The following is a 26,569-nucleotide window of genomic DNA, read 5'->3' as shown; positions in this document are numbered from 1 at the left end:
CTATCGGTGCCCACCCCACCCTGACCACGAAAGAAGACACGTGCTGAAGAACAATACATTCCTTGGATGGCTGATGGCGCTGCCGATTATGGCGGTGCTGGTGTTCTTTCTGGTGTTGCCCATCGTGATGATCGTCACGGTCAGCTTCTGGCAAGCCACTGAATTCTCGATCATCCCGGCCTTTGATCTGGAAAATTACGAATTCCTCTTTGGCTCAAACGTCACCTATCGGGTCTTCTTCAACACGTTCAAATACGCCTTCATCACCTGGGTTTTCACTCTCGGCATCGGGTTCACGGTTGCCTATTTCCTCGCCTTTCATATCCGCAGCCTGACATGGCAAATCGTACTGTTTCTGCTCTGTACGATCCCCTTCTGGACATCGAATATCATTCGCATGATCAGCTGGATCCCCTTCCTCGGACGCAACGGGATTGCAAACTCCACCCTGATCTCCTGGGGCGTGATTGACGAACCGCTTGACTGGCTGCTCTTCAGCGACTTCGCCGTGATCCTTGCCTTCGTGCATCTCTACACGCTCTTCATGGTCGTCCCGATCTTCAACACGATGATGCGGATCGACAAGAGCCTGATCGAGGCGGCACGGGACGCCGGGGCATCGGGCGCGCAAATCCTGTGGAACGTCATCATCCCGCTGACCAAGCCGGGCATCATGATCGGTACGATCTTTGTGGTGACGCTTGTGATGGGTGACTTCATCACCGTGCGTTTCATGTCGGGGTCCCAGTCGGCCAATGTGGGGCGGCTGATTTCCAATGATATCGCGCTGCTGGCCTATCCGTCGGCCTCCGCCACTGCGGTCGTGCTCTTGCTGACCGTTCTGATCGTGATCGGGATCATGCTTCGGTTTGTCGACATCAGAAAGGAACTGTAAATGGAGCCGCGTCCCAGATCTTTTTATGTCCTCAGCGCCTTTTTTGCGCTGTTCCTGCTGTTTCTCTACGGCCCCACGATCACAATCGCGATCCTGTCGTTCCAGGGCCCCGGGGGTGGGCTGACATTCCCGATGCGGGGGACATCCTTGCACTGGTTCCGTGATCTGTTCGAACAACAAGCCGTCGGTGATATCTGGGGCAGTTTCCGCCGCAGCTTTGCGCTTGGTCTGATGGTGATGGTAACGACGGTGATCCTGTCCGTGATGGGCGGTCTGGCCTTTCGCAAGCGTTTCAAGGGCTCCAGCATCCTGTTCTACCTGATCATTACATCTTTGGTGATCCCTTCAATCCTGATTTCGCTCGGCGTCGGTCTGATCTTTTCGCAATCCGGTCTGAACGTACACTGGTCCACCTCCGGCTTTGGATCGCAACTCACATGGACCCTGCCTTTTGGCCTGCTGATCATGTTTGCCGTCTTCAACCGCTTTGACAAAAGCTATGAAGAAGCGGCCCGCGATCTGGGGGCGACCTCATGGCAAACGTTGCGCCATGTGGTTCTGCCGATCATCGGGCCATCCCTCATCGGCGTTGCGCTTTTCGGCTTTACGCTCAGCTATGATGAGTTCGCACGCACGCTCCTGACATCTGGCAGCTACAACACATTGCCCCTGGAGATTTTCGGGATGACGACAAATGTCACCACGCCCGTCCTCTATGCCCTGGGAACGCTGACGACGGTCTTTTCGTTGCTGATGATTGGGCTGTTTCTGTGCCTTGCCCTTTGGAGCACACGTCGCAAGGCGCGCGCGGGTTCCGATGCGGGCAAGGGCATGGTATGATCGTTCTGATCAATCCCAACAGTACGGTGTCGATGACCGATGCCATGCTCCGAACCGCCTGCGAAACGGTCCCGACAGCTGTTTTCCAAGGGTGGACGTCCCATGACGGCCCACCCGCCATTCAAGGTGTGGAAGATGGCCTGCTGGCGGAAAAGCCCTTGTTGACACTGGTCGCCAAGGCATCGGAGCAAGGCGCGTCCGCCATCATTATCGGGTGCTTCGACGACACAGGCCTTGATGCCGCGCGCAGCATCGCACACTGCCCGGTCATCGGTATTGGTCAGGCCGCGTATCATCTGGCTGCCCTGGCAGGTGCGCGTTTCTCGGTCGTGACGACACTTGATGTCTCAGTGCCAATTCTCGAAGCGAACATCCGTGCCTATGGTTTGGGCGGCCAGATTGCCAAGGTACGGGCCAGCGGTGTTCCGGTGCTGGCGCTCGAGCATGACCCCAAAGCCGCCACGGATCAGGTGATGGCAGAAGTCCAAACTGCGGCGCGTGAAGATGACATCCAGTCCGTTGTTCTCGGCTGCGGCGGCATGGTCGATGTCAAGCAGGCTGCAGGCCAGGATCATTGCATTCGCCTGATCGACGGTGTGCGCGCAGCAGCCTGCTTTGCCAGCCAGTTTTGAACACACCGGAACACAAAGCAGGACGGTCATTTGCCTTTTTGACACGCCTGCCCGGTGTCAGTTTCTTGGGCAGTGTCAGCTGAGTTCGATTAATTGCGGGCATCACAACTGGGAGCCGCGCGTGTCGTGGACGTTTCGGATGAGGTCAATAATCCTCTGCACAAGCACGAGAAAAAACGTCAAGCTGACCTCTCCAAACTCGAGAATGACTTTCACCTCCAAACGATCATATTCACGGCATAGCCGCCCTCCACTCCATTACCGAGTTCGAAGCCTCTAGACACGTCTCATCCCTTGACCGATGATCCCTGCAAAATCATTGGGAGTTCATCATGAAAACCGTTATCGCAACCGTTGCCGCCACCTTGATCGCAGGCAGCGCCATGGCCGCAGGGCACTGCGCGGCGGGCAAAACCCTGACGGACGGCACATTGACCTTCGCAACGGGAAACCCCGCATATTACCCTTGGGTCATCGACGATGCGCCAGAAAGCGGACAAGGGTTCGAGGCTGCCGTCGCCTATGCGCTGGCCGCCGAGATGGGGTTTGCCGCCGAAGACGTCACCTGGACGCGCACATCCTTTGATCAGGCGATCCAGCCTGGCCCGAAAGACTTTGACCTCAACCTGCAGCAGTTCTCGATCACCGCTGAGCGTGACAAGGTCGTTGATTTCTCGGCCCCCTACTATACGGCGCCACAGGCCGTTCTGACCACGCAAGAGGTACTGGCCGCAGGCGGGGCAGCGCCGACAATGGCCGCGCTCAAAGAGATGAAATGGGGGGTCGTCGCCTCGACCACTGCACTGCCTGTGGTTATGGAACAGGTTCAACCCAGCCAAAGCCCGCTGGTCTATGACGACAACGCCAATGTCATCGCCGCGATGCAGGCGGGCCAGATCGACGCCGCCCTTTTCGATCTCCCGACCGCTCTGTTCACCGCAGCCGTCCTGATGGAAAACGGCGCCGTCCTCGGTCAGTTTGATCCCGCAGCCGCCGAAAATCCAGACCAGTTCGGGATGCTGATGCCCGAAGGCTCTCCGCTAAAAGCCTGTGTGGATGAAGCCCTCGCCGCCATGACACAAAGCGGTGCTTTGGCCATGATCGAAGCCGAGTGGTTGCAGGAAGCCACGGGCGTTCCGCTGATCAAATGAACCTGCGTCCATGACACGGCGTGCGGCCTATGAGGCGCGGCAACGCCGCCGCGCCAACCTGATTGCCGGCGCCAGCACATTGGCAGTGGTGGTGCTGATCGTGCTTCTGGTGCCGCGCGCACCGGGATGGGACGCCGTGCGTGCCTCGTTCTTTGATGCAGAGATTTTTGTCCGTACCTTTCCGGACCTTTTGCGGGCCTTTGTGTTGGATGTAGCGATCTTTGCATGGTCAGTGCCGATGATTTTCGCCATGGGACTGGCCATTGCGCTGGCCCGCGGCACCCACAATCCGGCGCTTTTTCCGTTGCGCATATTTGGTGCGGTCTACGTCGACCTCTTCCGCGGTATCCCTGTTGTTCTGCTGGTCTATCTGGTGGGTTTTGGCATTCCGGGGCTGGGCCTGCCGCGCCCCTGGAACAGCCCCTATATCTGGGGTACCGTCGCGCTGGTACTGACCTACTCCGCCTATGTGGCGGAAGTGCTGCGCTCCGGGATTGAAAGCATCCACACCAGTCAACGCAATGCCGCAATCTGTCTTGGCCTCAGTGAGCGCGATACGATGCGGTACGTGATATTGCCGCAAGCGATCCGGCGGGTGGTGCCCGCGAATATGAACATGCTGGTGGCCCTGCAAAAGGATGTGGCGCTGTTGTCCTTCATCGGTCCGGTGGAAATCCTGCGGCAGGCCGGTATTTTCAAGAGCCTGCTGGCCAACTTCACGCCCTATGTGGGCGCCGCTGTCATCTTTCTGATGGTCACCGTTCCTGCGACCAGATACGCCGACTACCTAATGAACAAGGACCGCAATGCCAGATCCTAGGCTGTCGCTGCGCGGCGTGAAGAAGTCTTTTGACGATGTATCCGTGCTCAAGGGCATTGATATGGACGTAGCCCCGGGCGAAATGCTCTGCCTGATCGGTGCATCGGGGTCCGGCAAATCCACGCTGCTGCGCTGCATGAACGGGCTGGAACCTGTAGATGATGGCGCAGTCCTGTTGGATGGTGTCGATATCGCCGAGCCCGGTTTCGATCTGACGCCGATACGGCAAAGGATCGGAATCGTCTTCCAGAGTTTCAACCTGTTTCCGCATATGACCACCTTCGAGAACGTATGCCTCGCCCCACGCCGCGTTCTGAGCGAAAACCGTGACAGCCTGCACCCTCGGATAACGGCGCTGTTTGAACGGTTTGGCCTTGCGGCTCATATGCACAAATATCCCGACCAACTGTCTGGAGGCCAGCAGCAAAGGGTCGCCGTGATACGGGCCCTTGCGATGAAACCTCAAACGATGCTCTTTGACGAGATTACTTCGGCACTCGATCCTGAACTGGTTGGCGAGGTTCTGGACGTCCTCAGACAATTACGGGACGAAGGAATAACGATGGTGCTGGCCACCCATGAAATGGGGTTTGCCCGTGAACTGGCCGACAGGGTCTGTTTCATGGATCAGGGCGTGATTGCAGAAGAAGGCTCCCCGGACCAGATCTTCTCTGCCCCGCAAAAGATAAGAACAAGGCAATTCCTCGCCTCTATCCTGCGCTGATCCATCTTCACCTTGCCAAGAAAACTCCCCCCGGAGGGTCCGAATATGCAGGCGGTGCTGCCCGGTGATCAATACAGGTCCCAGTCGTCCACCTGACGCAGTTCCCCCAGCGCCATCCATGTGATGCGCACGCGCGCAACGCGGGTGTCTCCCCAGGTCCGAAATACAAGCTGGAAGCCATCTGGGGCGACGTCCTCTGCGGCGACATCCGCACGAAGAGGAGTTTCATTATCCACATCCCACATCGTGATACCCACATGCACGGTTGGGACTGTGCGAAACGGTTCGGAAAACGCAATGTGCTTGCGACGGTCACGCGGCCCGCGTCCAGTCCACATGTCACCGCCATTTTCAAAATCCGAGAACAAAACAATGTTGCCTTGATCAATGCCGATCAAATGGTTGCGTAGTCTTTTCATGATGCCGTCTTTTTGATTTGTCTTATTCTCTATCACAGGAAAGTGGCAACTTAAGGATCGAAAACAAAAAAAGGCCCCGCTGGCAGCCGGGCCTTGAATTTTTTGAAGTTGAAGTGCTTACAGGTTGGGTTGCTTCGAACTCAAACCCACTTCACTTCCGACAGCAACCATATCCGCAAGAAGCTTTGCCGCATCGTCGACAAGACCCGGCTCAGTCGCACGGATTTCCTTGGCACGGTTGTATGCATCTTGCGCGTCGTCGAACATGGCATCCATTTGGTCTTGGGTCATATCGCTCTTGGCAACAGCCCGTTCTGCCAAAACAGAAACACCGTTTGCACCGATCTCGGCAAAACCGCCCGTCACCACGTACTCGTGGGTTGTTCCCCCAGCCTCGACACGCAGCATGCCGGGACGCAACGTTGTAATTGTTGGTGCGTGGTCCGTCATGACCGTCATGTCACCATCCGTCCCGGGGATCTGTACCGATGCGGCATCCATGGATGCAAGCCGACGTTCAGGCGATACCAATTCAAACTGCATCTGTTTCCTCCTTCGGAAAACCGCGCTGCGTCAGCTCAAAGCACTCAGAAAATTCGCCGAATTTTCTGAGGCCCGTCGCGGACGCATACGCGTCGTATTATGCGGCGTCCGCAGCCATTTTCTCGGCTTTGGCGATCACTTCATTGATGCCGCCGACCATGTAGAATGCACCTTCTGGCAGGTGATCGTATTCACCCGCGACAACCGCTTTGAACGACGAAATCGTTTCCTCCAGCGGAACCTGCACACCATCAGACCCAGTGAACACCTTGGCCACATCGAAAGGTTGGCTGAGGAAACGCTGAATCTTCCGTGCGCGGGCAACAGTCAATTTGTCTTCTTCGCTCAGTTCGTCCATCCCGAGGATTGCGATGATATCTTGCAGCGACTTGTAGCGCTGAAGAATCTGCTGCACATCGGAGGCCACTTTGTAATGCTCTTCGCCCACAATTTGTGGATCCATCAAGCGCGACGAGCTGTCGAGCGGGTCCACCGCCGGGTAAATCCCCAGTTCGGAAATCGCACGCGACAGAACCGTCGTCGCATCCAGGTGCGCAAAGGTGGTCGCGGGCGCGGGGTCGGTCAGGTCATCCGCAGGCACATAGACGGCCTGGATCGACGTGATCGAACCGGATTTCGTCGAGGTAATCCGCTCCTGCATCGCGCCCATGTCCGTGGCCAGAGTCGGCTGATAGCCCACCGCCGAAGGGATACGGCCCAACAGGGCGGACACTTCGGAACCCGCTTGCGTAAAGCGGAAGATGTTGTCGACAAAGAACAGAACATCGGTGCCCGAGGCATCGCGGAACTGCTCGGCGAGTGTCAGACCCGTCAGGGCAACACGAGCACGCGCTCCGGGAGGTTCGTTCATCTGACCGTACACCAGGGCAACCTGGCTTTCTTCGAGATTGTCCGGCTTGATCACGTTAGATTCGATCATTTCGTGATAGAGGTCGTTCCCTTCACGGGTCCGCTCTCCCACACCCGCGAACACCGAGTAACCCGAGTGCACTTTGGCGATGTTGTTGATCAGTTCCATGATCAAAACGGTCTTGCCCACACCGGCACCGCCGAAGAGGCCGATCTTGCCGCCCTTGGCGTAGGGTGCCAGCAGGTCGACGACTTTGATACCGGTCTCGAGAACTTCGGATTCGGTCGACTGCTCCGAGAACGCAGGCGCAGGTTGGTGGATCGAGCGGTATTCCTCGGCTTCGACCGGGCCACCTTCGTCAACGGGCTCGCCGATCACGTTCAGGATACGACCCAGTGTCTTGGGCCCAACGGGCACCATGATCGGACCATCGGTGTCCGTAACGATCTGGCCACGTACCAGGCCTTCGGAGCTGTCCATAGCGATTGTACGAACGGTGTTTTCGCCCAGGTGCTGTGCCACTTCCAGAACCAGACGGTTGCCGTGGTTGTCCGTTTCCAGCGCGTTCAGAATTTCCGGCAGGTGATCGTCGAACTTCACGTCAACGACGGCCCCGATAACCTGCGTAATTTTGCCTTTAGCTTTTGCCATTTTTGGTCTCCGGTTTTCTTACAGCGCTTCCGCGCCAGAAATAATTTCGATCAGCTCGTTGGTGATCACAGCCTGACGCGAGCGGTTATACTCGATGGTCAGTTTTTCGATCATGTCACCGGCGTTGCGTGTTGCGTTGTCCATCGCGGACATCCGTGCGCCTTGCTCGGACGCGCCATTTTCCAGCAGCGCTGCGAAAATAGACGTCGCAATCGCGCGCGGCAAAAGATCTGCCAAAACAGCCTCTTCGTCCGGCTCGTAGTCGTAAAGCGTATCGGGTGCTTCGTAGCCTTCGGGCACTTCGAACGGAATGATCTGCTGCGCCGTCGGGATCTGGGTCACGACGTTCTGGAACCGCGAGAAGAAGATCGTGGCTACGTCAAACTCTTCGGCGTCAAAGCGTGCAAGCACGTCCTTCGCCACACCCTGCGCATCCGCGTAGCTCATCCGTTTGACATCGGACATATCCACGTGGCCCACAAACATGTCGGCGTAATCGCGTTTCATCTGATCGCGGCCTTTTTTGCCGACAGTCAGGATTTTCACCTTCTTGCCGCCAGCGATTAGATCCTGAGCGCGCTGACGTGCCAGCTTGGCGATGTTGGTGTTGAAACCACCACAAAGGCCGCGTTCAGAGGTCATCACGATCAGCAAGTGTACGTGATCTGATCCTGTGCCCGAGAGCAATTTGGGCGCGCTATCAGACCCACCGACGGAAGACGCGAGCCCGGCCATCACGGTCAGGAACCGCTCGGAATAGGGGCGCGACTGTTCGGCTGCTTCCTGTGCCCGCCGCAGTTTTGCGGCGGCCACCATCTGCATGGCCTTGGTGATCTTGCGGGTCGATTTGACCGACGCGATCCTGTTTTTCAGGTCCTTGAGATTTGGCATTGCCCGATCTCCTTATGCGAAGTCGGAAGCGAATGCTTCGAGAGCAGCCTTGATGTTGTCCTCAAGCTCGTCTTTCACCTTGCGGTCGTTGTTCGAAATATCGGCCAACAGGTCCGCATTGTTCTGACGCAGGTGGGTCAGCAAACCAGCCTCAAAGCGGCCCACGTCCTTGACGGCGACTTTGTCGAGGTAGCCCTTGGTGCCTGCAAAGATCACGCAAACGATCTCGGCATTGGTCAAAGGCGAATACTGGGGTTGCTTCATCAGCTCGGTCAAACGTGCACCACGGGCCAGCAGCTGCTGGGTTGCGGCATCAAGGTCGGAGCCGAACTGGGCAAAGGCCGCCATTTCGCGATATTGCGCCAGCGACAGTTTAACGGGACCTGCCACAGAGGACATCGCCTTGGTTTGCGCCGAAGAGCCAACCCGGCTCACCGACAGACCGGTGTTCACAGCAGGGCGGATACCTTGATAGAACAGTTCCGTTTCCAGGAAGATCTGGCCGTCGGTGATCGAAATCACGTTGGTCGGAATAAACGCGGAAACGTCGCCACCCTGGGTTTCGATGATCGGCAGCGCCGTCAACGAACCTGCACCATTGTCTTCGTTCAGCTTGGCCGAACGCTCCAGCAGGCGCGAGTGAAGATAGAAAACGTCGCCGGGATACGCTTCGCGGCCGGGTGGGCGACGCAGAAGCAGGGACATCTGGCGATAGGACACGGCCTGTTTCGACAGGTCATCATAAACGATCAGGGCGTGGCGGCCATTGTCGCGAAAGTGCTCTGCCATGGCGGTCGCGGCATAAGGTGCGAGGAACTGCATGGGTGCAGGGTCGGACGCTGTCGCAGCCACGACGATCGAGTAATCGATCGCGCCGCTTTCTTCGAGCTTTTTCACCAACTGCGCCACTGTGGAGCGCTTTTGGCCGATCGCAACGTAGACGCAGTAGAGCTTCTTGCTCTCATCATCGCCCGCCGCATCGTTGTAGGATTTCTGGTTCAGGATCGCGTCCAGAGCAACGGCCGTCTTGCCGGTCTGGCGGTCACCAATGATCAGCTCACGCTGGCCACGACCGATCGGGATCATCGCGTCAACGGCCTTGAGACCTGTCGCCATCGGCTCGTGTACCGATTTACGCGGGATGATGCCGGGGGCTTTGACGTCCGCAACGCTGCGGGTCGACGCATTGATCGGGCCTTTGCCGTCCAGCGGGTTGCCCAGACCGTCAACAACGCGGCCCAGCAGTTCGTCACCCGTGGGCACGTCCACGATGGAGTTCGTACGTTTAACGACGTCGCCTTCTTTGATGTCGCGGTCGGAGCCGAAGATAACAACGCCGACGTTGTCCGATTCCAGGTTCAGGGCCATGCCCTGAATACCACCGGGGAATTCGACCATCTCACCGGCTTGAACATTGTCGAGGCCGTAAACGCGCGCGATACCATCGCCCACTGACAAAACGCGGCCCACTTCGGCCACTTCTGCTTCCTGACCAAAGTTCTTGATCTGGTCTTTCAGGATTGCAGAAATTTCTGCTGCTTGGATACCCATTTATCCGACCTCTTTCATTGCATTCTGGAGGGAAGAGAGCTTGGAGCTGATCGATGTGTCGATCATCTTGGAGCCCACTTTTACGATCAAACCGCCGATGAGGCTTTCATCGACGGAAGCATTAATAGTCACGGTCTTGCCCAGAAGCGCCTTCAGCGACGTGGCAAGTTTTTCCGATTGCGCCTTTGTCAAAGCTTTCGCTGACGTGACGTCTGCCGTCACCTCGCCCTTGTCGCGGGCGATTTCGTCACGCAGCGTCTGCACCAGTTGCGGCAGCACGAACAAGCGCCGCTTGTCGGCCATCAGCGCCAGAGTGTTGGTCATCAGCGTGCTGAGACCCGCTTTCTCACCAATGGCGGTAATCGCTGCGGCCTGTTCCGCGCGGCTGTAAACCGGCGAATGGATCAAAGCGTTGAAATCATCGCTCTCGGCCATGGCGGACATGAGGACAGCGATGTCGGCTTCAAGCCCTGCAACATCATTTGCCTCCTTGGCAAGCTCATACACAGCCGCAGCATAGCGCGCCGCAATACCTGTGGAAATCGAAGCTGGTTCGGACACGTCCACCCTTTCGATGTCTTGGCCCCGGTGTCTGTCGCCATATTGCGAAGTCCGGGGGCGTTGGAACGCCTTGGTTCGACCCAAAGCGCGGAAATCAGGGGGGATGTAACAGAGGGTTCCGCACCTAGCAACATATCTTCGTGATCATGAGTTATTGCACTTATCATTTATTTTCAAAACCTTAGTCAAAGTGCGACCGTTTGCACCACAGGATTTATTTTGAATCCGTCACAAAACTCACAGAATTCCATGCGATTCCGGAGGGTATCATTCAAATTGTGCCTGCAAACTGTTCAATTTGAGCTCCGTTGCGACGCAGACCCACTCTGCCCTCAGACACGTCCAAGGGCCCTGACCTGTCAGTTTATCTGCAATGTTAATCTGTCAGCCTTGCGGATCACCCGTAATAAATCCGGCCACCGGTGCCGTCACGCCCTGAGGAACCTTCTGCCGCAGTGCCTTGCTCCGCACGACTTTTCCTTTGGGCGGATAAATCAACTTGGACGCCTCGACCATGAAGGCCCCGCCCGCAATCATGCCCGGCATTGTCCGCCCGACTTTTTCAAACATTGCCGCCGACTTCATCCAGATCCGGCGGCTTGACGGAAATTGGTACAGTGCGCCCACATGACGTTCCGGCAGAAACTGGTGCTTGCGCAACTGTGTCTCCAGCTGACCCGCCGAATATGGCCGACCGTATCCGAACGGTGTGCGATCCCGCCGTGACCACAACCCGGCCCGGTTTGGCACGATGAAAAGCGCCTTACCTCCTGGTCCCAAGACACGCCAAGCTTCTTCCAGCAGATCATAGGCCCGGTCGGACGTTTCGAGCCCGTGCAGAATGATCAGTTTGTCCACATGGCCGGTCTCGAGCGGCCAAAGCGTTTCTTCGGTTAGAACAGCCACGTTCTGCCCTTCCGGCGGCCAGGGCATGACACCTTGCGGCCCTGGCATCAGCGCAATGACCCGACGTGCGTCGGCCAGGTACGGACGCAAGAGAGGCGCCGCAAACCCGAAACCCGCCACGGTCTGACCTTTGGCCTCGGGCCATAGCTCAAGCAAACGGCGCCGCATGGACGCTTGCGCCGACCGCCCCAACGCATTGCGGTAATAGAAGTTGCGCAAGTCCTGTACGTCCAGATGCATCTCCGCCCCTTGCTCTTTTGTCTGTCGCAGGCCACCTTCGGGTGCAACCTATCGAACACGAGGTGAATTGCCATGCCTTTAGACATCCGCACCATCCCCTGCCTGTCAGACAACTATGCCTTTCTGGCGCATGATCCAGTCACCGGGGCCACTGCGCTTGTCGATATTCCCGAAGCTGACCCCATTCTGGCTGCACTTGCGGAGACCGGCTGGACCCTGACGGATGTCTTGATCACCCACCACCACTCGGATCATGTGGACGGGTTGGCAGATGTGTTGGCGCGGCATCCTGCCCGCGTGGTGGGCGCTGCCGCCGATGCGCACCGACTTCCGCCGCTCGATCTGGCTCTCAAGGATGGAGATACGTTTCAGGTCGGATCCGAAAAGGGAACGGTGATAGATGTGTCCGGTCATACGATCCACCACGTGGCGTTTCACTTTCCGGAATCCCGCGCCGTCTTTACCGCAGACAGCCTTATGGCATTGGGATGTGGCCGGGTTTTCGAAGGCACGAAGCCCCAAATGTGGGACAGCCTGCAACAGTTGATGGCCCTGCCCGGCGAAACCGTTGTCTATTCAGGCCACGAATATACTGCCGCCAATGGCAAATTTGCGCTGACTATTGATCCCGAAAATCCCGACCTTATATCTCGTGTCAGGGATGTAACCGAAAAACGCGCTGCCGGCATCCCAACCGTGCCATCCCTGCTTTCTCTGGAACTGGCCACGAACCCGTTTTTGCGCGCTCACGACCCCGCCATTCAGGCCCACTTGGGAATGACAGGCGCCAACGCCACCGATGTGTTTACGGAAATCCGAACCCGAAAAGACAACTTCTGAGACGAAATCCCCCTGACGCACGCCCAAAACAACCCCAAACACCCGCCGTTCACGCAGTTTGTGAGCGGTTGAGCAAAGAAAAGCCTTGAAGCTTTGCGATGTTCAACCAAACTTAAGTACATGAGGCCATGGTTGGTAGGGGGCCTCGACATTCCTCGATGCCCTGCAAACCGACCCCGATCGATAGGAGCACTGCCGTGCCTTCATTCTCGACCACGCTGGAAAAAGCAATTCATCAGGCACTTGCGCTGGCCAACGAACGCCGGCACGAGTTTGCTACCCTCGAACACCTGCTCTTGGCGCTGATAGAAGAACCAGACGCCCACCGCGTGATGCAGGCCTGTTCCGTTGACGTCAACGATCTGCGCACGGCGCTGATTGAGTTTGTCGACGATGACCTGTCAAATCTGGTCACGGATATTGACGGCTCCGAAGCTGTGCCCACCGCTGCCTTTCAGCGGGTCATCCAGCGCGCCGCCATCCATGTTCAATCGTCCGGGCGTACCGAAGTCACCGGCGCCAACGTGCTCGTGGCCATCTTTGCGGAGCGCGAATCAAACGCGGCATATTTTCTGCAAGAGCAGGACATGACGCGCTACGACGCGGTCAATTTCATCGCCCACGGCGTCGCCAAAGATCCCGAATTTGGCGAGGCACGCCCGGTTTCCGGCGCGCCTGAGTCCGAAGAAGAGCCTCAAGGCGTCACCGAAGGCGACAAGAAAGAGTCCGCGCTGGCGAAATATTGCGTGGACCTGAACGAAAAATCCCGCGAGGGCGACATCGATCCCCTGATCGGACGCGAAAGCGAAGTCGAACGCTGCATCCAAGTCCTGTGCCGCCGTCGCAAGAACAACCCGCTTCTGGTGGGGGATCCCGGTGTCGGTAAAACCGCCATTGCCGAGGGGCTTGCGCGGAAGATCGTCGCGGGTGAAACGCCCGAAGTGCTGTCCGGTACCACCATCTATTCGCTCGACATGGGCGCATTGCTGGCTGGCACCCGCTATCGCGGCGACTTTGAGGAACGGCTGAAAGCGGTAGTCACCGAACTCGAAGCGCATAAAGATGCCGTGCTGTTCATCGACGAAATTCATACGGTGATCGGGGCCGGTGCCACGTCGGGCGGCGCAATGGACGCTTCCAACCTGCTGAAGCCTGCCTTGCAGGGCGGCAAGCTGCGCACCATGGGATCGACCACTTACAAGGAGTTCCGCCAGCACTTCGAGAAAGATCGCGCCTTGTCGCGCCGCTTCCAGAAAATCGACGTGAACGAACCTTCGGTCGAAGATGCGACGAAGATTCTGAAGGGCCTCAAGCCCTATTTCGAGGATCATCACGGCGTCAAATATACCGCCGATGCGATCAAGACGTCTGTGGAACTCGCCAGCCGCTACATCAACGATCGCAAACTGCCCGACAGCGCGATCGACGTGATCGATGAGGCAGGTGCGGCTCAGCATCTTGTGGCGGCCGCCAAGCGCCGCAAAACGATCGGCACCAAAGAGATCGAGAATGTCGTTGCCAAGATTGCGCGTATCCCGCCCAAGAACGTCTCCAAGGACGATGCGGCCACGCTCAAAGACCTCGAAGCTTCGCTGAAACGGGTGGTGTTTGGTCAGGACAACGCCATCGACGCGCTGTCCTCGGCGATCAAACTGGCCCGTGCGGGTCTGCGCGAGCCTGAAAAACCCATCGGTAACTACCTCTTCGCAGGTCCCACGGGCGTGGGTAAAACCGAAGTCGCCAAACAGCTCGCCGATACGCTTGGTGTGGAAATGCTGCGTTTCGACATGTCCGAATACATGGAAAAACATGCCGTTTCACGTCTGATCGGTGCACCTCCGGGCTACGTTGGCTTCGACCAGGGCGGCTTGCTCACGGATGGCGTGGATCAGCATCCACATTGCGTCTTGTTGCTTGATGAGATCGAAAAGGCGCACCCGGATGTGTTCAACATCCTCTTGCAGGTGATGGACCACGGCAAGCTGACCGATCACAACGGACGTGCGGTGGATTTCCGCAACGTGATCCTGATCATGACGTCGAATGCTGGTGCCTCTGAACAGGCCAAGGCTGCGATCGGCTTTGGTCGTGACCGTCGTGAGGGCGAAGATACGGCCGCGATCGAACGGACCTTCACGCCTGAATTCCGCAACCGTCTGGATGCGGTCATCAGCTTCGCGCCGCTGCCCAAAGAGGTCATCTTGCAGGTCGTCGAAAAGTTCGTGCTGCAACTTGAAGCGCAATTGATGGATCGCAATGTCACCATCGAGCTTACAAGAGCTGCTGCCGAATGGCTCGCCAACAAAGGATATGACGACAAGATGGGCGCACGCCCGCTGGGTCGGGTGATTCAGGAACACATCAAGAAACCACTGGCCGAAGAGCTGCTCTTTGGCAAGCTGGTGAAAGGTGGCGTTGTCAAAGTCGGCATCAAGGATGGTGCACTTGATCTGAGAGTGGAAGCGCCCGAAAAGGCCCGGATTTCCGGCGACAAGCCACCGCTTCTGACGGCAGATTGATGCGCGCGGCGTATCTTGCCGCCATACTGCTTCCCCTTGCCGCGGGTGCGCTTGCGGCAAGGGATATCGTTTTGAGTCCGCCGATTGCGTGCGATCTGGGCACAGATTGCTACATCCAGCAGTATGTTGATCATGACCCCTCTGCTGGGGCATCAGACTTCCACTGCTCCACGCTGAGCTATGACGGCCACAAAGGCACCGATTTTGCCCTGAGGTCGATGGAACAAATGCGCGCCGGCGTCGAAGTCAGGGCGTCCGCACCGGGTAAGGTCCGCGCCACCCGCGATGGTATGCCGGACCAGATTCTAACTGCAGAAAACAGCGATCAGATTAACGGGCGCGACTGTGGCAACGGGATATTTGTGGACCATGACGACGGGTGGAGCACGCAATATTGCCACCTTAGGCAAGGTTCCATCGCCGTGTCACAAGGGGACAGTGTGACCACGGATACCGTCATTGGCCTTGTTGGCCTGTCCGGACGGACCCAGTTCCCGCATGTTCATATCACCGTGCGCAATGGCGATACCGTCGTCGATCCGTTCGACCCGGATGGCGAGATTTCGTGTGATGCTCCCAGCCAGAACACTTTGTGGGACACTTACCTCCCCTATCGGCCCGGCGGGGTTATCAATGTGGGCTTTGCAGACGCGGTGCCGGAATATGCATCGATCAAGGACGGGACAGCGGCGCACCCCACACTGCCCGCGACCGCGCCAGCAATTGTGGTGTTCGGCTATGCATTCGGGGGAAGATCGGGGGATGCAATGCGTTTGACGATCGAGGGACCCGAAGGTGCATTTATCGACAACACAGTCACACTGGACCGCGATCAAGCCCAGTTCTTTCGCGCGGCTGGCAAACGCTTAAGGGCAGCAGCGTGGCCCGCTGGCGTCTACCAAGGCACTGCCACGCTTATTCGGGATGACCAAATCATCAACACCGAAAGCGCCGAATTGCTGATTGAATAGACGCCAGACCAACAGTTTGCCATAAGGCGAACACCTGGTGCGCCCTACTTCTCCGTGAACTTCAACTCGATCCGGCGGTTGCGCGCGCGGGCGTCCGGCGTGTCCGAAAGGTCGATCGGCTGATATTGCCCAAACCCGTTGGCAGAAAGACGATTCGGCGGGATGCCCAGGACGTTCACCATATACTTGACCACGGACAATGCGCGGCCCTGGCTCAGTTCCCAGTTGTCCGCAAATTCACCCTGACCTGACAGCGGCACATCGTCGGTGTGCCCATTGACCTGAATCACCCAGTCGATCTCGGGCGGGATGTCATCCACGATATTCAAAAGAATATCCGCGACCTCCGCAATCTCTGCGGCTCCTTCTGCGGAGAGGGTCGCACCCCCGGGTGGAAAGAGAACCTCCGAGGAGAATACAAACCTGTCCCCGACGATTTGCACACCCTCTTGAGCGCCCAGAACGTCGCGGAGCCTCCCGAAAAACTCGGACCGATATCGCTCAAGATCCTGTGCTTCGGCTTCGAGACGCAGCCGTTCGGCTTCCTGCAACTCAAGCTGGCGACGGATGTCTTCTTCCAGCCGGATTCGCGCCGCCTCTTCCAATTCGCGACGACGGCGCTCCTCCGCCGCCACCCGTGCCAAGGCCGTATTCAGATCCGCCCCAAGCGACTGAAGTTGCACTTCGCGCGATGCATCGCGGGCAACGGCATCGTCCAGCAGGGCCTGCAACTGGCCCAACTGTTCACGCAACGCCGCAACCTGCTGGTTCAGCAACTCCGTCTGTCGTTGTGCCTCAAGCGTGGCTGCTTCTTCGGCACTCAGTGCCGCGCGGGCTTCAGCCAGAAGGGCGGCCCGGCGCTCTGCCTCAGTGCTTTGTTCCATCAAAGCGTTTTCGGTGGCTGCTTTTTCGGCCAACGCAGCGGCCAATCGCGCCCGCACATCCGTCGTATCGGCACCCAGCGTGTCAAGCTCCGTTTCGGCCGCCAGTTTCGCTGCCAGCGCCGCCGCCAGTTGCGCGCGCACCTCTTCATTGCTGCTTCCGGCGGCTTCCGCATCAGTCACGGCGGCATCGCGCGCGGCGATCGCCGTTGCGAGCTGAACACGCAAGGCTTCGAGATCCGTTTGTTGCGCAGTCAACTGACTTTCTGCGGCGGTCCGGGCCGCCAAGGCGGCGGCCAGCCGATCACGAATGTCGTCCATGGCCAGTCCGGACGCCGCGAGCCGCGCCTCAAGGGCCGCCATCCGCACCTCCATCTCCGCCACTTCCGCACGCGACGCAATACGGTCGTTCCGCGCTGTCTCAAGTTCGGCCTGTAGACCAGTCACGATGGCTTCCTGTGCCTGCAGGTCCTGCTGGGCAGCACTTAGCTGTGTCTGCAATTGCGCCGTCGTGACCGTCCGGCCGTCCAGAGCATCTTCGGCGGCGCGCAGCCGTGCCTCGAGCGTGGCCGTCTGCGCTGATCTCGTGTCCAGTTCCGCCAACGCACGCGTCAATTGCGCCTCAAGGTCCGAAGCCGCCGCAGCGCCCCCTTCGGCAGTCAACAAAGCAGCTGCGAGTTGGGCTTCCAGGCTCGAACGTTCCGCAGCTAGCGTCGTGTTTTCGCTGTTTGCCGCGTCCAACTGGGCCAGTGCCGTGGCCAGTTGAGCCTCGATCTCTGCCAGTTGCGTCTGTACCGCTGCGGTATTTCCATCAGCGGTGCCAACCGCCAGAAGCGCGGCAGCCAATTGCGCATCCAGGTCTTGCTCTGCGGCACGTGCGGCGGCCAGCAGGGTCAGCGTGTCTTCGGCGTCCTGCCTCTGCGCCTCAAGTGCCAAAGTCATCGCCGTCAGTTCTGCATCAGCGTTCTGGAGCCGTTCGCGCAAGGATTCTGCCGCTGCCGCTTCGGCCAGGCGTGCCATCTCTTCTGCGCTCAGCGCCTCGCGTGCGGCCTCGAGATCGGCCTGAAGTGCCGCCGCCTGATCTGTTGTTTCGGTGTTTCGCGCGCGCAAATCTGCGATCAATGCCTGCAAGGCTTCGGTGCGGGCAGCGGCCAGTCGCGCCGCTTCGGCTTGTGCATCCACCTCAGTTCGGACTTGCGACAGTGCGAGGTTCAACGCCTCCTGCTCCGAAAAAAGACGACCCTGTTCTTCTTGCAGATCCGCGACGGTTTCCAACGCGCCATCACGCTGGGCGATCAACGCAGCCACTTGGGCTTCGAAACTGGTGATGCGCGTATCTGCTGCCGCAAGCGCTTCTATTTGCGCATCCCGTTCAACTCTCAGCGCCATGATCTGGGCCGCCTGGCTTTCCACTTGCTCCTGAGCGTCGTTCAAGGTGCTGTTGAGTGCGGACAGACGGGCATCGAGTTGATTCGCACGACTTTCTTCCATGCCCAACGCTTGCGCCAGCGCGGCAACTTCGCCTGCCAACTGATTCAATTCGGATTCCTGTCCGGTGATAGTTTCACGCAGTACGAACTGCACCACCATGAAAATGGTCAGCACGAACATCAGCACCAACAGCAAACCGGTCATCGCATCGACAAAGCCCGGCCAGATGGACGCCTGAAACCTTTGCCCTGTGCGACGCGACAGCGCCATGCTCAGCTATCCCCTTCGTTCTGGCCCTGTTTGCTCCGGAACCCACCCAGAATAGGCTTGCGGTTTTGGCCGCGCGGCTGGCTGAGGGCTGTGGCCAGCGCGGAAATGTCCGTGCGCAGTTCAGCCATGGTTTCTTGGCGGCCCGCGCTTATTTCTTCGAGGATCCGCAACATCTGAACGTCGATCGACCGCAGGCGCATCCGGCTTTCGGCGTCAATGCCATCGCCCGTTCCCTGCTTTTCGATTGCCTCGATCAGACGCTCCTGCCCTTCCACGATCCGGTCAAGGGCATCCACGCCGCTGCTTTGTCCCTCCATTTGTGTCGTCATACGGTCGATTGAGTCGGCCAGTTTCCCCAACTTTTCATCCACCATCGATCGGCTGATGTCCGTTTGGATGAACATGGTTTGCAGGCTCTCCATCTGTTCGGCCAGATGATCGATGACGCCCGCCATCGCCGATTGATCCGATGTGCCTTCGCCTTCGGCGGCAAAGCCCACCCGCGTGATGGAGCTGAGCCATTCTTCCAGCTCGCGATAAAACCGGTTTTGGCCATGCCCCGCAAAGAGCTCAAGCAAGCCCACGATCAGCGATCCGGCAAGGCCCAACAGCGACGAGGCAAAGGCGACGCCCATGCCACCCAACTGCTCTTCGAGACCGCTCATCAAGCGGGAGAACACTTCCACCCCTGCCTCGCCGTCCTGTGGCGCGAGGCCGCGGATCGTATCGACCAGAGCAGGCACAGTCGTCGCAAGCCCATAGAACGTGCCCAAAAGGCCCAGAAAAATCAGCAAGTTGACGATGTAACGCGTGATTTCGCGCGCCTCGTCGATCCGCGTTGCAACGGAATCGAGGATGGACCGGGTGGACGTCGCGTTCAGTTGCATCCGCGAGCCCCGCGATCGCAACAGCGATGCCAGCGACGCCAACAGCCGAGGAGCCTTGCCAGAAGTGGCAGGCCCATCGCCCGCAAAGCGTTCGATCCAGCGCACCGACTGGATCAGTTGAAACACCATCCAAAAGCAGGCAACCACACCGATCGCGAACACGAACAGGATAAAGCCGTTTAGGTACGGGTTCGCCTCAAAGACGGGCAAGACCCTTGGCAACGCCAACACAACGCCAAAGCCGGACAGGCCCAGAACGATCAACATCAAAACGATTTGCCGCACAGGCTGTGAAAAGTGCGGCTGGGCCTCTACTGTGGTCTGCGCCATGGGCTGGCTCCTGACCCCTTTTTGTTCTGCTCCTTGCGCAATCTATCGGTATTTTGCCAGAAGTGCCAAGGATTTATGCCAATAATGCTGCAACGCGGCATGCTAACCAGTCAAGATCTGCATCCGCAACCCCCAAAGCATGCAGGTGCTCGGCCGTGTTATAAAGATATTCACTGTTCGGGCCACGCCCGCCATGGGCATTCGCGATGATCCGAGCCTGCTCCTCGAGTGGCAAGCCACCGCAATACTGCACATGATCGGCGTCGATCACATAGGTCACTGCCGTGACCACCTGCCCGCCCGCCAGCGTCACCTCAAGCACCTTTTCCAGATAGGCCGAGGAAATCAGCTCGCGCTCGCGCAAGTAGGTCAGTGTTGCGTCCTCCGTCCCCGGCGCCACGCGCAGGGCAACCCCGTGGCACTGCGCCTCGCGCACCTCGTCCAACGCCAGCACCAGCCCGGGCTTTTCTTCTGATCCCCGATGATGGATCGAGCGCATGCAAAACGAGCGTGCATAGCCGGGCAAGGTCGCCATGACTTCTTCGGCTACATCAAAGCCCGGATTCCAGAGCAAACTGCCATATCCGAACACCCACATCGTCATTGTCACTGGTCCTTTGTATCGTCGGTGCGATAGACCCGATTTCGCAGGCAAGCGAAAGGGCCATAAATGCGCAAATTGATGTGGGTGATCGCACTGGCTGCAGGGGCGTGGTGTGGCTGGTGGTTTGTGGCCTCCACAGGATTGCAGTCCAGCGTTTCGACATGGCTTGACGCCCGCGCCGCCGAAGGATGGCAGGCCGAAGTGTCCGACATTGAAGGTGGCGGATTCCCCCTGACCTTGCGCGCCGGGCTGACCGATCTGGCGCTGGCAGATCCACGGGCCGGCGTCGCCATAACGACCGATCGGCTGGATATATCGGCTGCCGCATGGTGGCCCGGCAACGTCGAGGTTACGCTTGACGAAAACCCGATCCTTCTGGCCTCACCGCTCGGAAGGAATTTGTTGACAATGCAAAACGGCGTAATGGCCCTGAACCTTCACCCGGGCCCGGCGCTGGAGCTCAGTGCACTTGGCTGGACGTCCGAGGATTGGTCCTTGGCAGGCCAGAACGGGGTCATTTCCCAAGCCAGCGATCTCACGCTGACCATGACGCAGACCAGTGGGGCAACCTATGACCTTGTCGCAAGTGCGAACACATTCGCCCCCGGAGATACCACACGGCGCGCCCTGCGCCTGCCGGAGAGTTTCCCCTCCGCTTTCGACAGCCTGCAAATGCAGGCCACCGTAACCTTTGACACCGAATGGGACCGACGGGCCCTCGATAGGCGCCGCCCGCAACCCCGCCAGATCGACCTGCATCTCGCAGAAGCCCGCTGGGGTGATCTGCACCTCAACCTGGCGGCCGATCTGAGCGTGGACGAAAACGGAATCGCCGATGGCGAAGTGGCCCTTCAGGCGCAGAACTGGCGCGCGATCCTCGATCTGGCCGAAGCGTCCGGCAGGCTGCCCTCCGGGTTGCGCCGCCAGGCCGAAGGCATTCTACGTGCACTCGCACGCGCCTCCGGAAATCCCGATGCGCTCGACGTGACACTCAATGTCAATCAAGGCATGATCGCACTTGGGTTCATTCCACTGGTCCCGGCACCCCGGTTCATCCTGCGCTGAATCCGCCTGCTTCTCTGTTCTGAAAAATCCCGGGGGCGGCGCGAAGCGCCGGGGGCAGAGCCCCCACCCGCGTTCAGCGGCAGTAGGGTCCGCTGCGATAACGCGCTGTATCAAAATGAAAATGATCGCGATGAAAACGGTCCGACCTCGGCCCAAGAACCGTACCAAACGGACCACATGCGCCCTTGTGCATGGACTTCAAGGCCCCGCCGTGCCGTGAATTCCAGTCTTTGAGGACGGTCAAACGGGTTCCGTCTTTCAACACAAAGCCGGAGATGTCGATCGCGCGGCCTTTGCCGTGCTCCGAAATCCGCGCCCTCTTTTGGTTGTTGCGCGTGCGACACGCATAATGGGCCGCCACCTGGTATCCCGCCAGCCCGCCGCCCGTCGACTTCAACGCCGGTTTTGCGCTCTTTTCAGTCCACGTTTTCAGCGCGTTGGCAGTCTTGCAATCCATCAGTGAAGCTTGACTCAAGGTCACGCCCGACACCGAGCGCAATCGAACGGCCTCTTCGATGCCACAGCCTTTGATACGCCCCGGAACGGGTCCGACCGCATCGCCCTGCAGATCAGGATCACCGCAGACCTGCCCCTTGCGGCGCGCATTGCGCTGCGCCATGGCCTTTTGCTCAATTGCTCGCGGGCGCAAGATGGGCCGCCAGATCGCGTTGATCTCTTTCGTCGTCGCGGCGACCAGCTTCACATCCGTGGGAGCAACGCGCGACACAGGTTCGATTGACGTTTGAACTGCGGTGGCACCAGGGCCTTCACGCCCGATCGGTCGTTTTGAGGTGTCTGGCGCCGCTGATGCAAAACCCGCGATCAGCACAATAACAAGCGCCAACGCCTTCACCGCTTGGCTCCACGTCCAAAGTCCGGCGCGTCAGTGTCCTGGCCTGCCTCGATAATACCGCGCCGAATGGCGCGCGTCCGCGTGAAATAGTCGTACAAATGATCCCCATCACCCGTCCGGATTGCGCGCTGGAGTGCAAAGAGCTCTTCGGTGAAGCGGCCCAGCACTTCCAGCGTGGCATCCTTGTTGGTCAGGAACACATCGCGCCACATGGTCGGATCACTGGCTGCAATGCGGGTAAAGTCACGAAATCCCGCGGCGGAAAACTTGATCACTTCGCTATCCGTTACCCGGCGCAAATCATCCGCCACGCCCACCATCGTATAGGCGATGAGGTGCGGCGCATGGCTGGTCACGGCACAGACCAAGTCATGGTGCTCGGGCTCCATTTCCTCGACATTTGCACCCAACGCTTCCCAGTAGGCACGCAGTCGGCTCACGGCTTCAGGATCGCCGCCTTCAATCGGGACCAGAAGGGTCCAACGATTGTCAAACAGCTCTGCAAAGCCGGATTCCGGGCCGGAGTGCTCCGTTCCAGCCATCGGATGGCCCGGTACAAAGTGCACACCATTGGGCAGATGCGGGCCCACCGCGTCGATCACGCGCCGCTTGACCGAGCCGACATCGGTCACCGTTGCGCCGGGTGCCAGATGTGCGGCCATTTCAGCCGCCACGGCCCCCATTACGCCGACGGGCACGCATAGCACGACAAGGTCAGCGCCCTCTACCGCCTCGGCCACAGTATCGCAGACACGATCGCACAGGCCGATCCGACGGGCCGTGTCGCGCGTGGCTTCACTGCGGGCATAGCCAGTAACTTCGCCCGCAACACCAGCCCGTTTCATCGCCCAGAACATCGAAGATGCAATCAGGCCCAACCCAATCAGGGCCACACGCTCGTACATCACACTCATGCCCGCGCGCCGCCTTTGAATTGGCGGACCGCGTGAACAACACGGCGGCATGCGCTTTCGTCGCCGACAGTAATCCGCAGAGCCGACGGCAGGTTATAGCCTGCCACGCGCCGCACGATCAGCCCTTGTGACTGCAAATATGCATCACAGGCCTCCGCTTCGGCTTTATCGGCGAACCGTGCCAGAATGAAATTCCCCAGCGACACATCCGACGGCACGCCGATCTCCGCCAGAGCATCCGCCATCCATGTCCGCCAGCGGGCATTCTCAACCCGGCAATGGGATGCATAATCTTCATCCAGAACGGCCGCCTCGGCAGCTGCCAATGCAGGCTGGGTCACGTTGAATGGCCCGCGCACACGGTTCAGCACCTCGATCACCTCTGTCGGGCCATAGCCCCATCCGACCCGCAAACCGCCCAAACCATAAAGTTTGGAGAATGTCCGCGTCATCACCACATTCGTGCGGGCTTCGACCAGAGACGCGCCGCCATCATAGCCTTCGACATATTCGGCATAAGCCCCGTCGAGAACCAAAAGTGCCTGATCCGGCAGCCCGTCAGCCAATCGCGCCACTTCCGATGCGGCAATCATCGTGCCGGTGGGGTTGTTGGGGTTTGCCATGAAAACGAGGCAGGTCCGGTCGGTCACCGCCGCGAGGATCGCATCCACATCCGTGACCCGCTCCTGTTCGAGCACTTCAATCGGTGTGGCCCCGGCCGCCAGCGCGCTGATCCGGTACATCCCGAAGCCGTGGACAGTGTGGATAACCTCGCGCCCGGGTCCGGCATAGGCCTGACACAGAAAGGCAATGATCTCATCCGATCCCGCGCCACAAATCACCCGCTCAGGGTCAAGGCCATGCACTTTGCCGATGGCCTGACGCAATGCTCTGTGATCCGAAGACGGATAGCGGTTCAGGTCAAAGGCCGCACGGCGATACGCCTCGATCGCCTTTTCGCTCGGGCCCAGCGGGTTCTCGTTCGACGACAGTTTGACGACGTTTTCGATGCCGGCCACATGACTGGTTCCGCCCTGATACAGCGCGATATCCATAATTCCGGGTTGTGGGTCGATACGGGTCATTTCCGCCTCCTTCGTCAGGGCGGTTTTAGGACTCCTCTGTGGCCCTGACCAGTGCCAAAACGCCCTACGCCTGCCTTCGTGTTGTCGCACGCCTGATCTGCGCAGGAAGTCTTAATCGCCTGCGCCGCGCCATGTTGTGTGACAAACGCACCGATAGACGCGTCACGAACAGTCCCGAGCGGGCTTTTACCGACTCTCGCTTTGCTGCGGTGCAGGTCGGTCGTTTTGGCAATTGGCGACGCAGCGCACAGTCGACACTTGCATGACCTAAGCTTGGACAAAACGGGCAAGAACATCTCGGAATGGCTGTCAAGGCGCGCTTTGGCTGTACCGACGGTTGTGTCCAGCCCAACCGGCAGCTGAATGGATCACAACTTCCACCCCAATCACGCTTTTTTTGAGGGACGCGCGATGGGCGTGTGATGTAACGTCAACGGGCATTAGAGATGAATATTAGAAGGATATTTCAATGGCATTTCGCACGATCACCGGAACCATCACGACGACACAGACACTGGCAAGTGGCGATGAGCTGATTATTTCACCCACTGGATTTCTGGCCGTGGATGGTCGCGCGATAACAACGGACGCTGGCGCCAGCGTCGAAATAGGGATTTTTGGCACTGTCATCGGGACCAATTTCGGAGCGATCAGTATTAATGACGCCAACAATGTTGAGGTCGTCATCGGTGCCACCGGTTACCTCGGGTCGAACGGGAACGAAGCGGTGCTTATCAACGCTTCGACCATCAGTTTTATCAATGCTGGCACAATCCAGACAACAGGAACGCACGGGGTGCGTTTGGGCAGGGACGCCAACGCGGGTTCCGATATTTTCTTTTCGAATTCCGGGACGATCACGGGCGCACAAGAAGGCGTCTGGATCGCTAGCGGCTCCAGCCCTGCGCAAGTTATCAACAGCGGTGACATCTTTGGTGGCAGTCGAAATGGCCTGAGGATTGACTCTGCCTTGCCGGTTCAGGTTCAGAATACAGGTACAATTACGACCCAAGACGAATCAGGCGTCCTTGCCAGCTTCGATCTGACGATGAACAGCAGCGGAGTGATTTCGTCGGTATCCAGCGAAGGCGTGAGCGTTTTCGGAACACTTAACCTGACAAACAGCGGCTTGATCACCGGTGCGGAGCTAGCGATTGCTGCGGAAATAAACGCGCTCATCCGCAACACGGGTGAAATTATTGGTGGGGTCGAGATGGGTATCGGCGACGGTCGCTATGATGGACGCTTCGGCAGCGTAACGGGCACAGTGTTTGGCGAAGAAGGCGCTGACACCCTGCGCGGTGGAAGCGGTGCTGACGATTTTGACGGCGGAACCGAAGAAGACCTGATTTTTGGTGGCGCTGGTGATGACACGTTGAACGGTGGCATGGGTGACGACTCCATCCTGGGTGGGACCGGAGAAGATTTCATACTTGGTGGAGGCAACAACGACACCGTGCGCGGCGACTCTGGTGATGACCGGATCGCGGGTGGTGCCGGCGACGACAAGCTGTTCGGCGGCAGCGGCGATGATGACATTCAGGGAGGCAGCAACAACGACACCGTGAACGGCGACTCTGGCAACGACACGTTGGAAGGCGACGCGGGCAACGATTTCCTGTTTGGCGGCGCGGGCGACGATGTCGTTTCGGGCGGTGCCAACAATGACAACATTTTCGGTGATACCGACAACGATTTCCTGATGGGCGACGCAGGCGATGATACGTTGCGCGGCGGTGCGGGCGATGACACGCTGGACGGCGGCTCAGGTCGGGATCGCTTGTTCGGCGGGGCGGGTGAAGACAGGTTTATCTTTGACGCTGTCAGCGACTCCACCCCGGGAGCAGGGGCCGATGTTGTCCACGACTTTGTCAGTGGCGTCGACAAGTTCGACCTTGTCGACCTGGTCGCCGGTGAATTGGACTTCAACGGCACAGGCGGATTTTCGGGCGGCGGCGATGGCTCTGTGCGCTATTTCACAACAAACTTTGGGGCCATAGTTCAAATCGACGTTGACGGCGATGGAACCCGCGACATGCAAATGAATCTGATCGCAACGACGAGCCTTGTGGCGAGCGATTTCTTTCTCTAAAGCGTTTTGTGTTTGATCTGAATCGAAAGGGATTCACAGGAAGCTTTTTGTCTGATTCACTTCCGTTGGGAGGTGGATCATGGGCAAACCATATTCTTTGGACCTTCGGGAACGGATTTGCACGTATGTGGC

The 26,569-nt window shown here is 58.6% G+C and carries 24 protein-coding genes; 11 read left to right on the top strand and 13 right to left on the bottom strand.

Annotated elements, in window-relative coordinates; genetic code table 11:
* The first annotated feature begins 73 nt into the window (after nt 1-73).
* The 6 genes from LC354_RS08155 (at nt 74) to LC354_RS08130 (ending at nt 5,062) form a co-directional block, all read left to right on the top strand.
* Entirely contained in the window at nt 74-895 is an 822-nt protein-coding gene (locus tag LC354_RS08155; RefSeq protein ID WP_223422850.1) for an ABC transporter permease, read from the top strand.
* Complete coding sequence (locus tag LC354_RS08150; protein ID WP_223422784.1) at nt 896-1,735, top strand: ABC transporter permease; 840 nt, start codon at nt 896-898, stop codon at nt 1,733-1,735. It begins immediately after the preceding gene.
* Nucleotides 1,732-2,367 carry an aspartate/glutamate racemase family protein gene (locus LC354_RS08145; RefSeq protein ID WP_223422782.1) on the top strand — a complete coding sequence of 212 codons (636 nt, stop codon included), beginning with the start codon at nt 1,732-1,734 and terminating at the stop codon, nt 2,365-2,367. The genes LC354_RS08150 and LC354_RS08145 overlap by 4 nt, the downstream gene beginning before the upstream one ends.
* A gap of 332 nt (nt 2,368-2,699) precedes the next feature.
* Entirely contained in the window at nt 2,700-3,518 is an 819-nt protein-coding gene (locus LC354_RS08140) for an ABC transporter substrate-binding protein (protein ID WP_223422780.1), read from the top strand.
* A gap of 10 nt (nt 3,519-3,528) precedes the next feature.
* A complete protein-coding gene (locus LC354_RS08135; protein ID WP_223422778.1) occupies nt 3,529-4,338 on the top strand; it encodes an amino acid ABC transporter permease in 810 nt (269 codons plus the stop codon).
* Nucleotides 4,325-5,062, top strand: a complete 738-nt coding sequence (locus LC354_RS08130; RefSeq protein WP_223422776.1) for an amino acid ABC transporter ATP-binding protein — start codon at nt 4,325-4,327, stop codon at nt 5,060-5,062. Before LC354_RS08135 ends, LC354_RS08130 begins: the two co-directional genes overlap by 14 nt.
* A 68-nt stretch (nt 5,063-5,130) precedes the next feature.
* Here LC354_RS08130 and LC354_RS08125 read toward each other — a convergent pair whose 3' ends face one another.
* The 7 genes from LC354_RS08125 to LC354_RS08095 all read right to left on the bottom strand — a co-directional run bounded on the left by LC354_RS08125 (nt 5,131) and on the right by LC354_RS08095 (nt 11,695).
* Entirely contained in the window at nt 5,131-5,481 is a 351-nt protein-coding gene (locus tag LC354_RS08125; RefSeq protein ID WP_223422774.1) for an H-type lectin domain-containing protein, read from the bottom strand.
* A 117-nt stretch (nt 5,482-5,598) separates the two neighbouring features.
* Nucleotides 5,599-6,024, bottom strand: a complete 426-nt coding sequence (locus LC354_RS08120) for a F0F1 ATP synthase subunit epsilon (RefSeq protein WP_223422773.1) — start codon at nt 6,022-6,024, stop codon at nt 5,599-5,601.
* Between the two features lie 97 nt (nt 6,025-6,121).
* Nucleotides 6,122-7,546 (bottom strand): F0F1 ATP synthase subunit beta, encoded by a 1,425-nt coding sequence (gene atpD / locus LC354_RS08115; protein WP_223422771.1) that lies wholly within the window; start codon nt 7,544-7,546, stop codon nt 6,122-6,124.
* Between the two features lie 18 nt (nt 7,547-7,564).
* Nucleotides 7,565-8,437 (bottom strand): F0F1 ATP synthase subunit gamma, encoded by an 873-nt coding sequence (locus LC354_RS08110; RefSeq protein WP_223422769.1) that lies wholly within the window; start codon nt 8,435-8,437, stop codon nt 7,565-7,567.
* 12 nt (nt 8,438-8,449) lie between these two features.
* On the bottom strand, nt 8,450-9,988 hold the full coding sequence (gene atpA / locus LC354_RS08105; protein WP_223422767.1) for a F0F1 ATP synthase subunit alpha: 1,539 nt from the start codon (nt 9,986-9,988) through the stop codon (nt 8,450-8,452).
* Nucleotides 9,989-10,549, bottom strand: a complete 561-nt coding sequence (locus LC354_RS08100) for a F0F1 ATP synthase subunit delta (RefSeq protein ID WP_223422765.1) — start codon at nt 10,547-10,549, stop codon at nt 9,989-9,991.
* Nucleotides 10,550-10,933: 384 nt separating this feature from the next.
* On the bottom strand, nt 10,934-11,695 hold the full coding sequence (locus tag LC354_RS08095) for a class I SAM-dependent methyltransferase (RefSeq protein WP_223422763.1): 762 nt from the start codon (nt 11,693-11,695) through the stop codon (nt 10,934-10,936).
* 72 nt (nt 11,696-11,767) lie between these two features.
* Here LC354_RS08095 and gloB point away from each other — a divergent pair, with 72 nt between their 5' ends.
* From gloB to LC354_RS08080, 3 genes are all read left to right on the top strand, one after another.
* Nucleotides 11,768-12,535: a hydroxyacylglutathione hydrolase gene (gene gloB, locus LC354_RS08090; RefSeq protein ID WP_223422761.1), complete on the top strand. Its 768-nt coding sequence runs from the start codon at nt 11,768-11,770 to the stop codon at nt 12,533-12,535.
* 197 nt (nt 12,536-12,732) lie between these two features.
* Nucleotides 12,733-15,054 (top strand): ATP-dependent Clp protease ATP-binding subunit ClpA, encoded by a 2,322-nt coding sequence (clpA, locus tag LC354_RS08085; RefSeq protein ID WP_223422759.1) that lies wholly within the window; start codon nt 12,733-12,735, stop codon nt 15,052-15,054.
* 71 nt (nt 15,055-15,125) lie between these two features.
* Nucleotides 15,126-16,025: a M23 family metallopeptidase gene (locus LC354_RS08080; RefSeq protein WP_317849279.1), complete on the top strand. Its 900-nt coding sequence runs from the start codon at nt 15,126-15,128 to the stop codon at nt 16,023-16,025.
* Between the two features lie 44 nt (nt 16,026-16,069).
* Here LC354_RS08080 and LC354_RS08075 read toward each other — a convergent pair whose 3' ends face one another.
* The 3 genes from LC354_RS08075 to LC354_RS08065 form a co-directional block, all read right to left on the bottom strand.
* Nucleotides 16,070-18,607, bottom strand: a complete 2,538-nt coding sequence (locus LC354_RS08075) for a peptidoglycan -binding protein (protein WP_223422756.1) — start codon at nt 18,605-18,607, stop codon at nt 16,070-16,072.
* Between the two features lie 2 nt (nt 18,608-18,609).
* The gene (locus LC354_RS08070; protein ID WP_223422754.1) at nt 18,610-19,824 is read right to left on the bottom strand and encodes a biopolymer transporter ExbB; all 1,215 of its coding nucleotides are present in this window, start codon (nt 19,822-19,824) and stop codon (nt 18,610-18,612) included.
* A 73-nt stretch (nt 19,825-19,897) separates the two neighbouring features.
* A complete protein-coding gene (locus LC354_RS08065) occupies nt 19,898-20,428 on the bottom strand; it encodes a gamma-glutamylcyclotransferase (RefSeq protein WP_223422752.1) in 531 nt (176 codons plus the stop codon).
* A 66-nt stretch (nt 20,429-20,494) separates the two neighbouring features.
* Between LC354_RS08065 and LC354_RS08060 the strand changes: the two genes are divergently transcribed.
* Nucleotides 20,495-21,493: a DUF2125 domain-containing protein gene (locus tag LC354_RS08060; RefSeq protein ID WP_223422750.1), complete on the top strand. Its 999-nt coding sequence runs from the start codon at nt 20,495-20,497 to the stop codon at nt 21,491-21,493.
* Nucleotides 21,494-21,566: 73 nt separating this feature from the next.
* Here LC354_RS08060 and LC354_RS08055 read toward each other — a convergent pair whose 3' ends face one another.
* Genes LC354_RS08055 through hisC form a run of 3 tightly spaced genes read right to left on the bottom strand, consistent with a single transcriptional unit; the run spans nt 21,567 to nt 24,345 of the window.
* A complete protein-coding gene (locus LC354_RS08055; RefSeq protein WP_223422749.1) occupies nt 21,567-22,346 on the bottom strand; it encodes an extensin-like domain-containing protein in 780 nt (259 codons plus the stop codon).
* Nucleotides 22,343-23,260 carry a prephenate/arogenate dehydrogenase family protein gene (locus tag LC354_RS08050; RefSeq protein ID WP_223422747.1) on the bottom strand — a complete coding sequence of 306 codons (918 nt, stop codon included), beginning with the start codon at nt 23,258-23,260 and terminating at the stop codon, nt 22,343-22,345. Before LC354_RS08050 ends, LC354_RS08055 begins: the two co-directional genes overlap by 4 nt.
* Nucleotides 23,257-24,345, bottom strand: coding sequence for a histidinol-phosphate transaminase (hisC, locus tag LC354_RS08045; RefSeq protein WP_223422745.1), 1,089 nt, complete (start codon nt 24,343-24,345; stop codon nt 23,257-23,259). Before hisC ends, LC354_RS08050 begins: the two co-directional genes overlap by 4 nt.
* A 469-nt stretch (nt 24,346-24,814) precedes the next feature.
* On the opposite strand from hisC, the gene LC354_RS27670 reads away from it, so the two are divergent.
* Complete coding sequence (locus LC354_RS27670) at nt 24,815-26,437, top strand: calcium-binding protein (protein ID WP_263289350.1); 1,623 nt, start codon at nt 24,815-24,817, stop codon at nt 26,435-26,437.
* Nucleotides 26,438-26,569 lie beyond the last annotated feature (132 nt).

This window comes from Tateyamaria pelophila (assembly GCF_019966495.1).
GTDB lineage: Bacteria > Pseudomonadota > Alphaproteobacteria > Rhodobacterales > Rhodobacteraceae > Tateyamaria > Tateyamaria pelophila.
Note: the sequence above shows the minus strand (reverse complement) of the source record. Positions and strands in the feature narration are given on the sequence as shown.

Coding starts and splice junctions, on each gene's coding strand:
- LC354_RS08155 (WP_223422850.1), top strand. CDS start 74: ATGGCGCTGCCGATTATGGCGGTGCTGGTGTTCTTTCTGGTGTTGCCC.
- LC354_RS08150 (WP_223422784.1), top strand. CDS start 896: ATGGAGCCGCGTCCCAGATCTTTTTATGTCCTCAGCGCCTTTTTTGCG.
- LC354_RS08145 (WP_223422782.1), top strand. CDS start 1,732: ATGATCGTTCTGATCAATCCCAACAGTACGGTGTCGATGACCGATGCC.
- LC354_RS08140 (WP_223422780.1), top strand. CDS start 2,700: ATGAAAACCGTTATCGCAACCGTTGCCGCCACCTTGATCGCAGGCAGC.
- LC354_RS08135 (WP_223422778.1), top strand. CDS start 3,529: ATGACACGGCGTGCGGCCTATGAGGCGCGGCAACGCCGCCGCGCCAAC.
- LC354_RS08130 (WP_223422776.1), top strand. CDS start 4,325: ATGCCAGATCCTAGGCTGTCGCTGCGCGGCGTGAAGAAGTCTTTTGAC.
- LC354_RS08125 (WP_223422774.1), bottom strand. CDS start 5,481: ATGAAAAGACTACGCAACCATTTGATCGGCATTGATCAAGGCAACATT.
- LC354_RS08120 (WP_223422773.1), bottom strand. CDS start 6,024: ATGCAGTTTGAATTGGTATCGCCTGAACGTCGGCTTGCATCCATGGAT.
- atpD (WP_223422771.1), bottom strand. CDS start 7,546: ATGGCAAAAGCTAAAGGCAAAATTACGCAGGTTATCGGGGCCGTCGTT.
- LC354_RS08110 (WP_223422769.1), bottom strand. CDS start 8,437: ATGCCAAATCTCAAGGACCTGAAAAACAGGATCGCGTCGGTCAAATCG.
- atpA (WP_223422767.1), bottom strand. CDS start 9,988: ATGGGTATCCAAGCAGCAGAAATTTCTGCAATCCTGAAAGACCAGATC.
- LC354_RS08095 (WP_223422763.1), bottom strand. CDS start 11,695: ATGCATCTGGACGTACAGGACTTGCGCAACTTCTATTACCGCAATGCG.
- gloB (WP_223422761.1), top strand. CDS start 11,768: ATGCCTTTAGACATCCGCACCATCCCCTGCCTGTCAGACAACTATGCC.
- LC354_RS08075 (WP_223422756.1), bottom strand. CDS start 18,607: ATGGCGCTGTCGCGTCGCACAGGGCAAAGGTTTCAGGCGTCCATCTGG.
- LC354_RS08070 (WP_223422754.1), bottom strand. CDS start 19,824: ATGGCGCAGACCACAGTAGAGGCCCAGCCGCACTTTTCACAGCCTGTG.
- LC354_RS08065 (WP_223422752.1), bottom strand. CDS start 20,428: ATGACGATGTGGGTGTTCGGATATGGCAGTTTGCTCTGGAATCCGGGC.
- LC354_RS08060 (WP_223422750.1), top strand. CDS start 20,495: ATGCGCAAATTGATGTGGGTGATCGCACTGGCTGCAGGGGCGTGGTGT.
- LC354_RS08050 (WP_223422747.1), bottom strand. CDS start 23,260: ATGAGTGTGATGTACGAGCGTGTGGCCCTGATTGGGTTGGGCCTGATT.
- hisC (WP_223422745.1), bottom strand. CDS start 24,345: ATGACCCGTATCGACCCACAACCCGGAATTATGGATATCGCGCTGTAT.
- LC354_RS27670 (WP_263289350.1), top strand. CDS start 24,815: ATGGCATTTCGCACGATCACCGGAACCATCACGACGACACAGACACTG.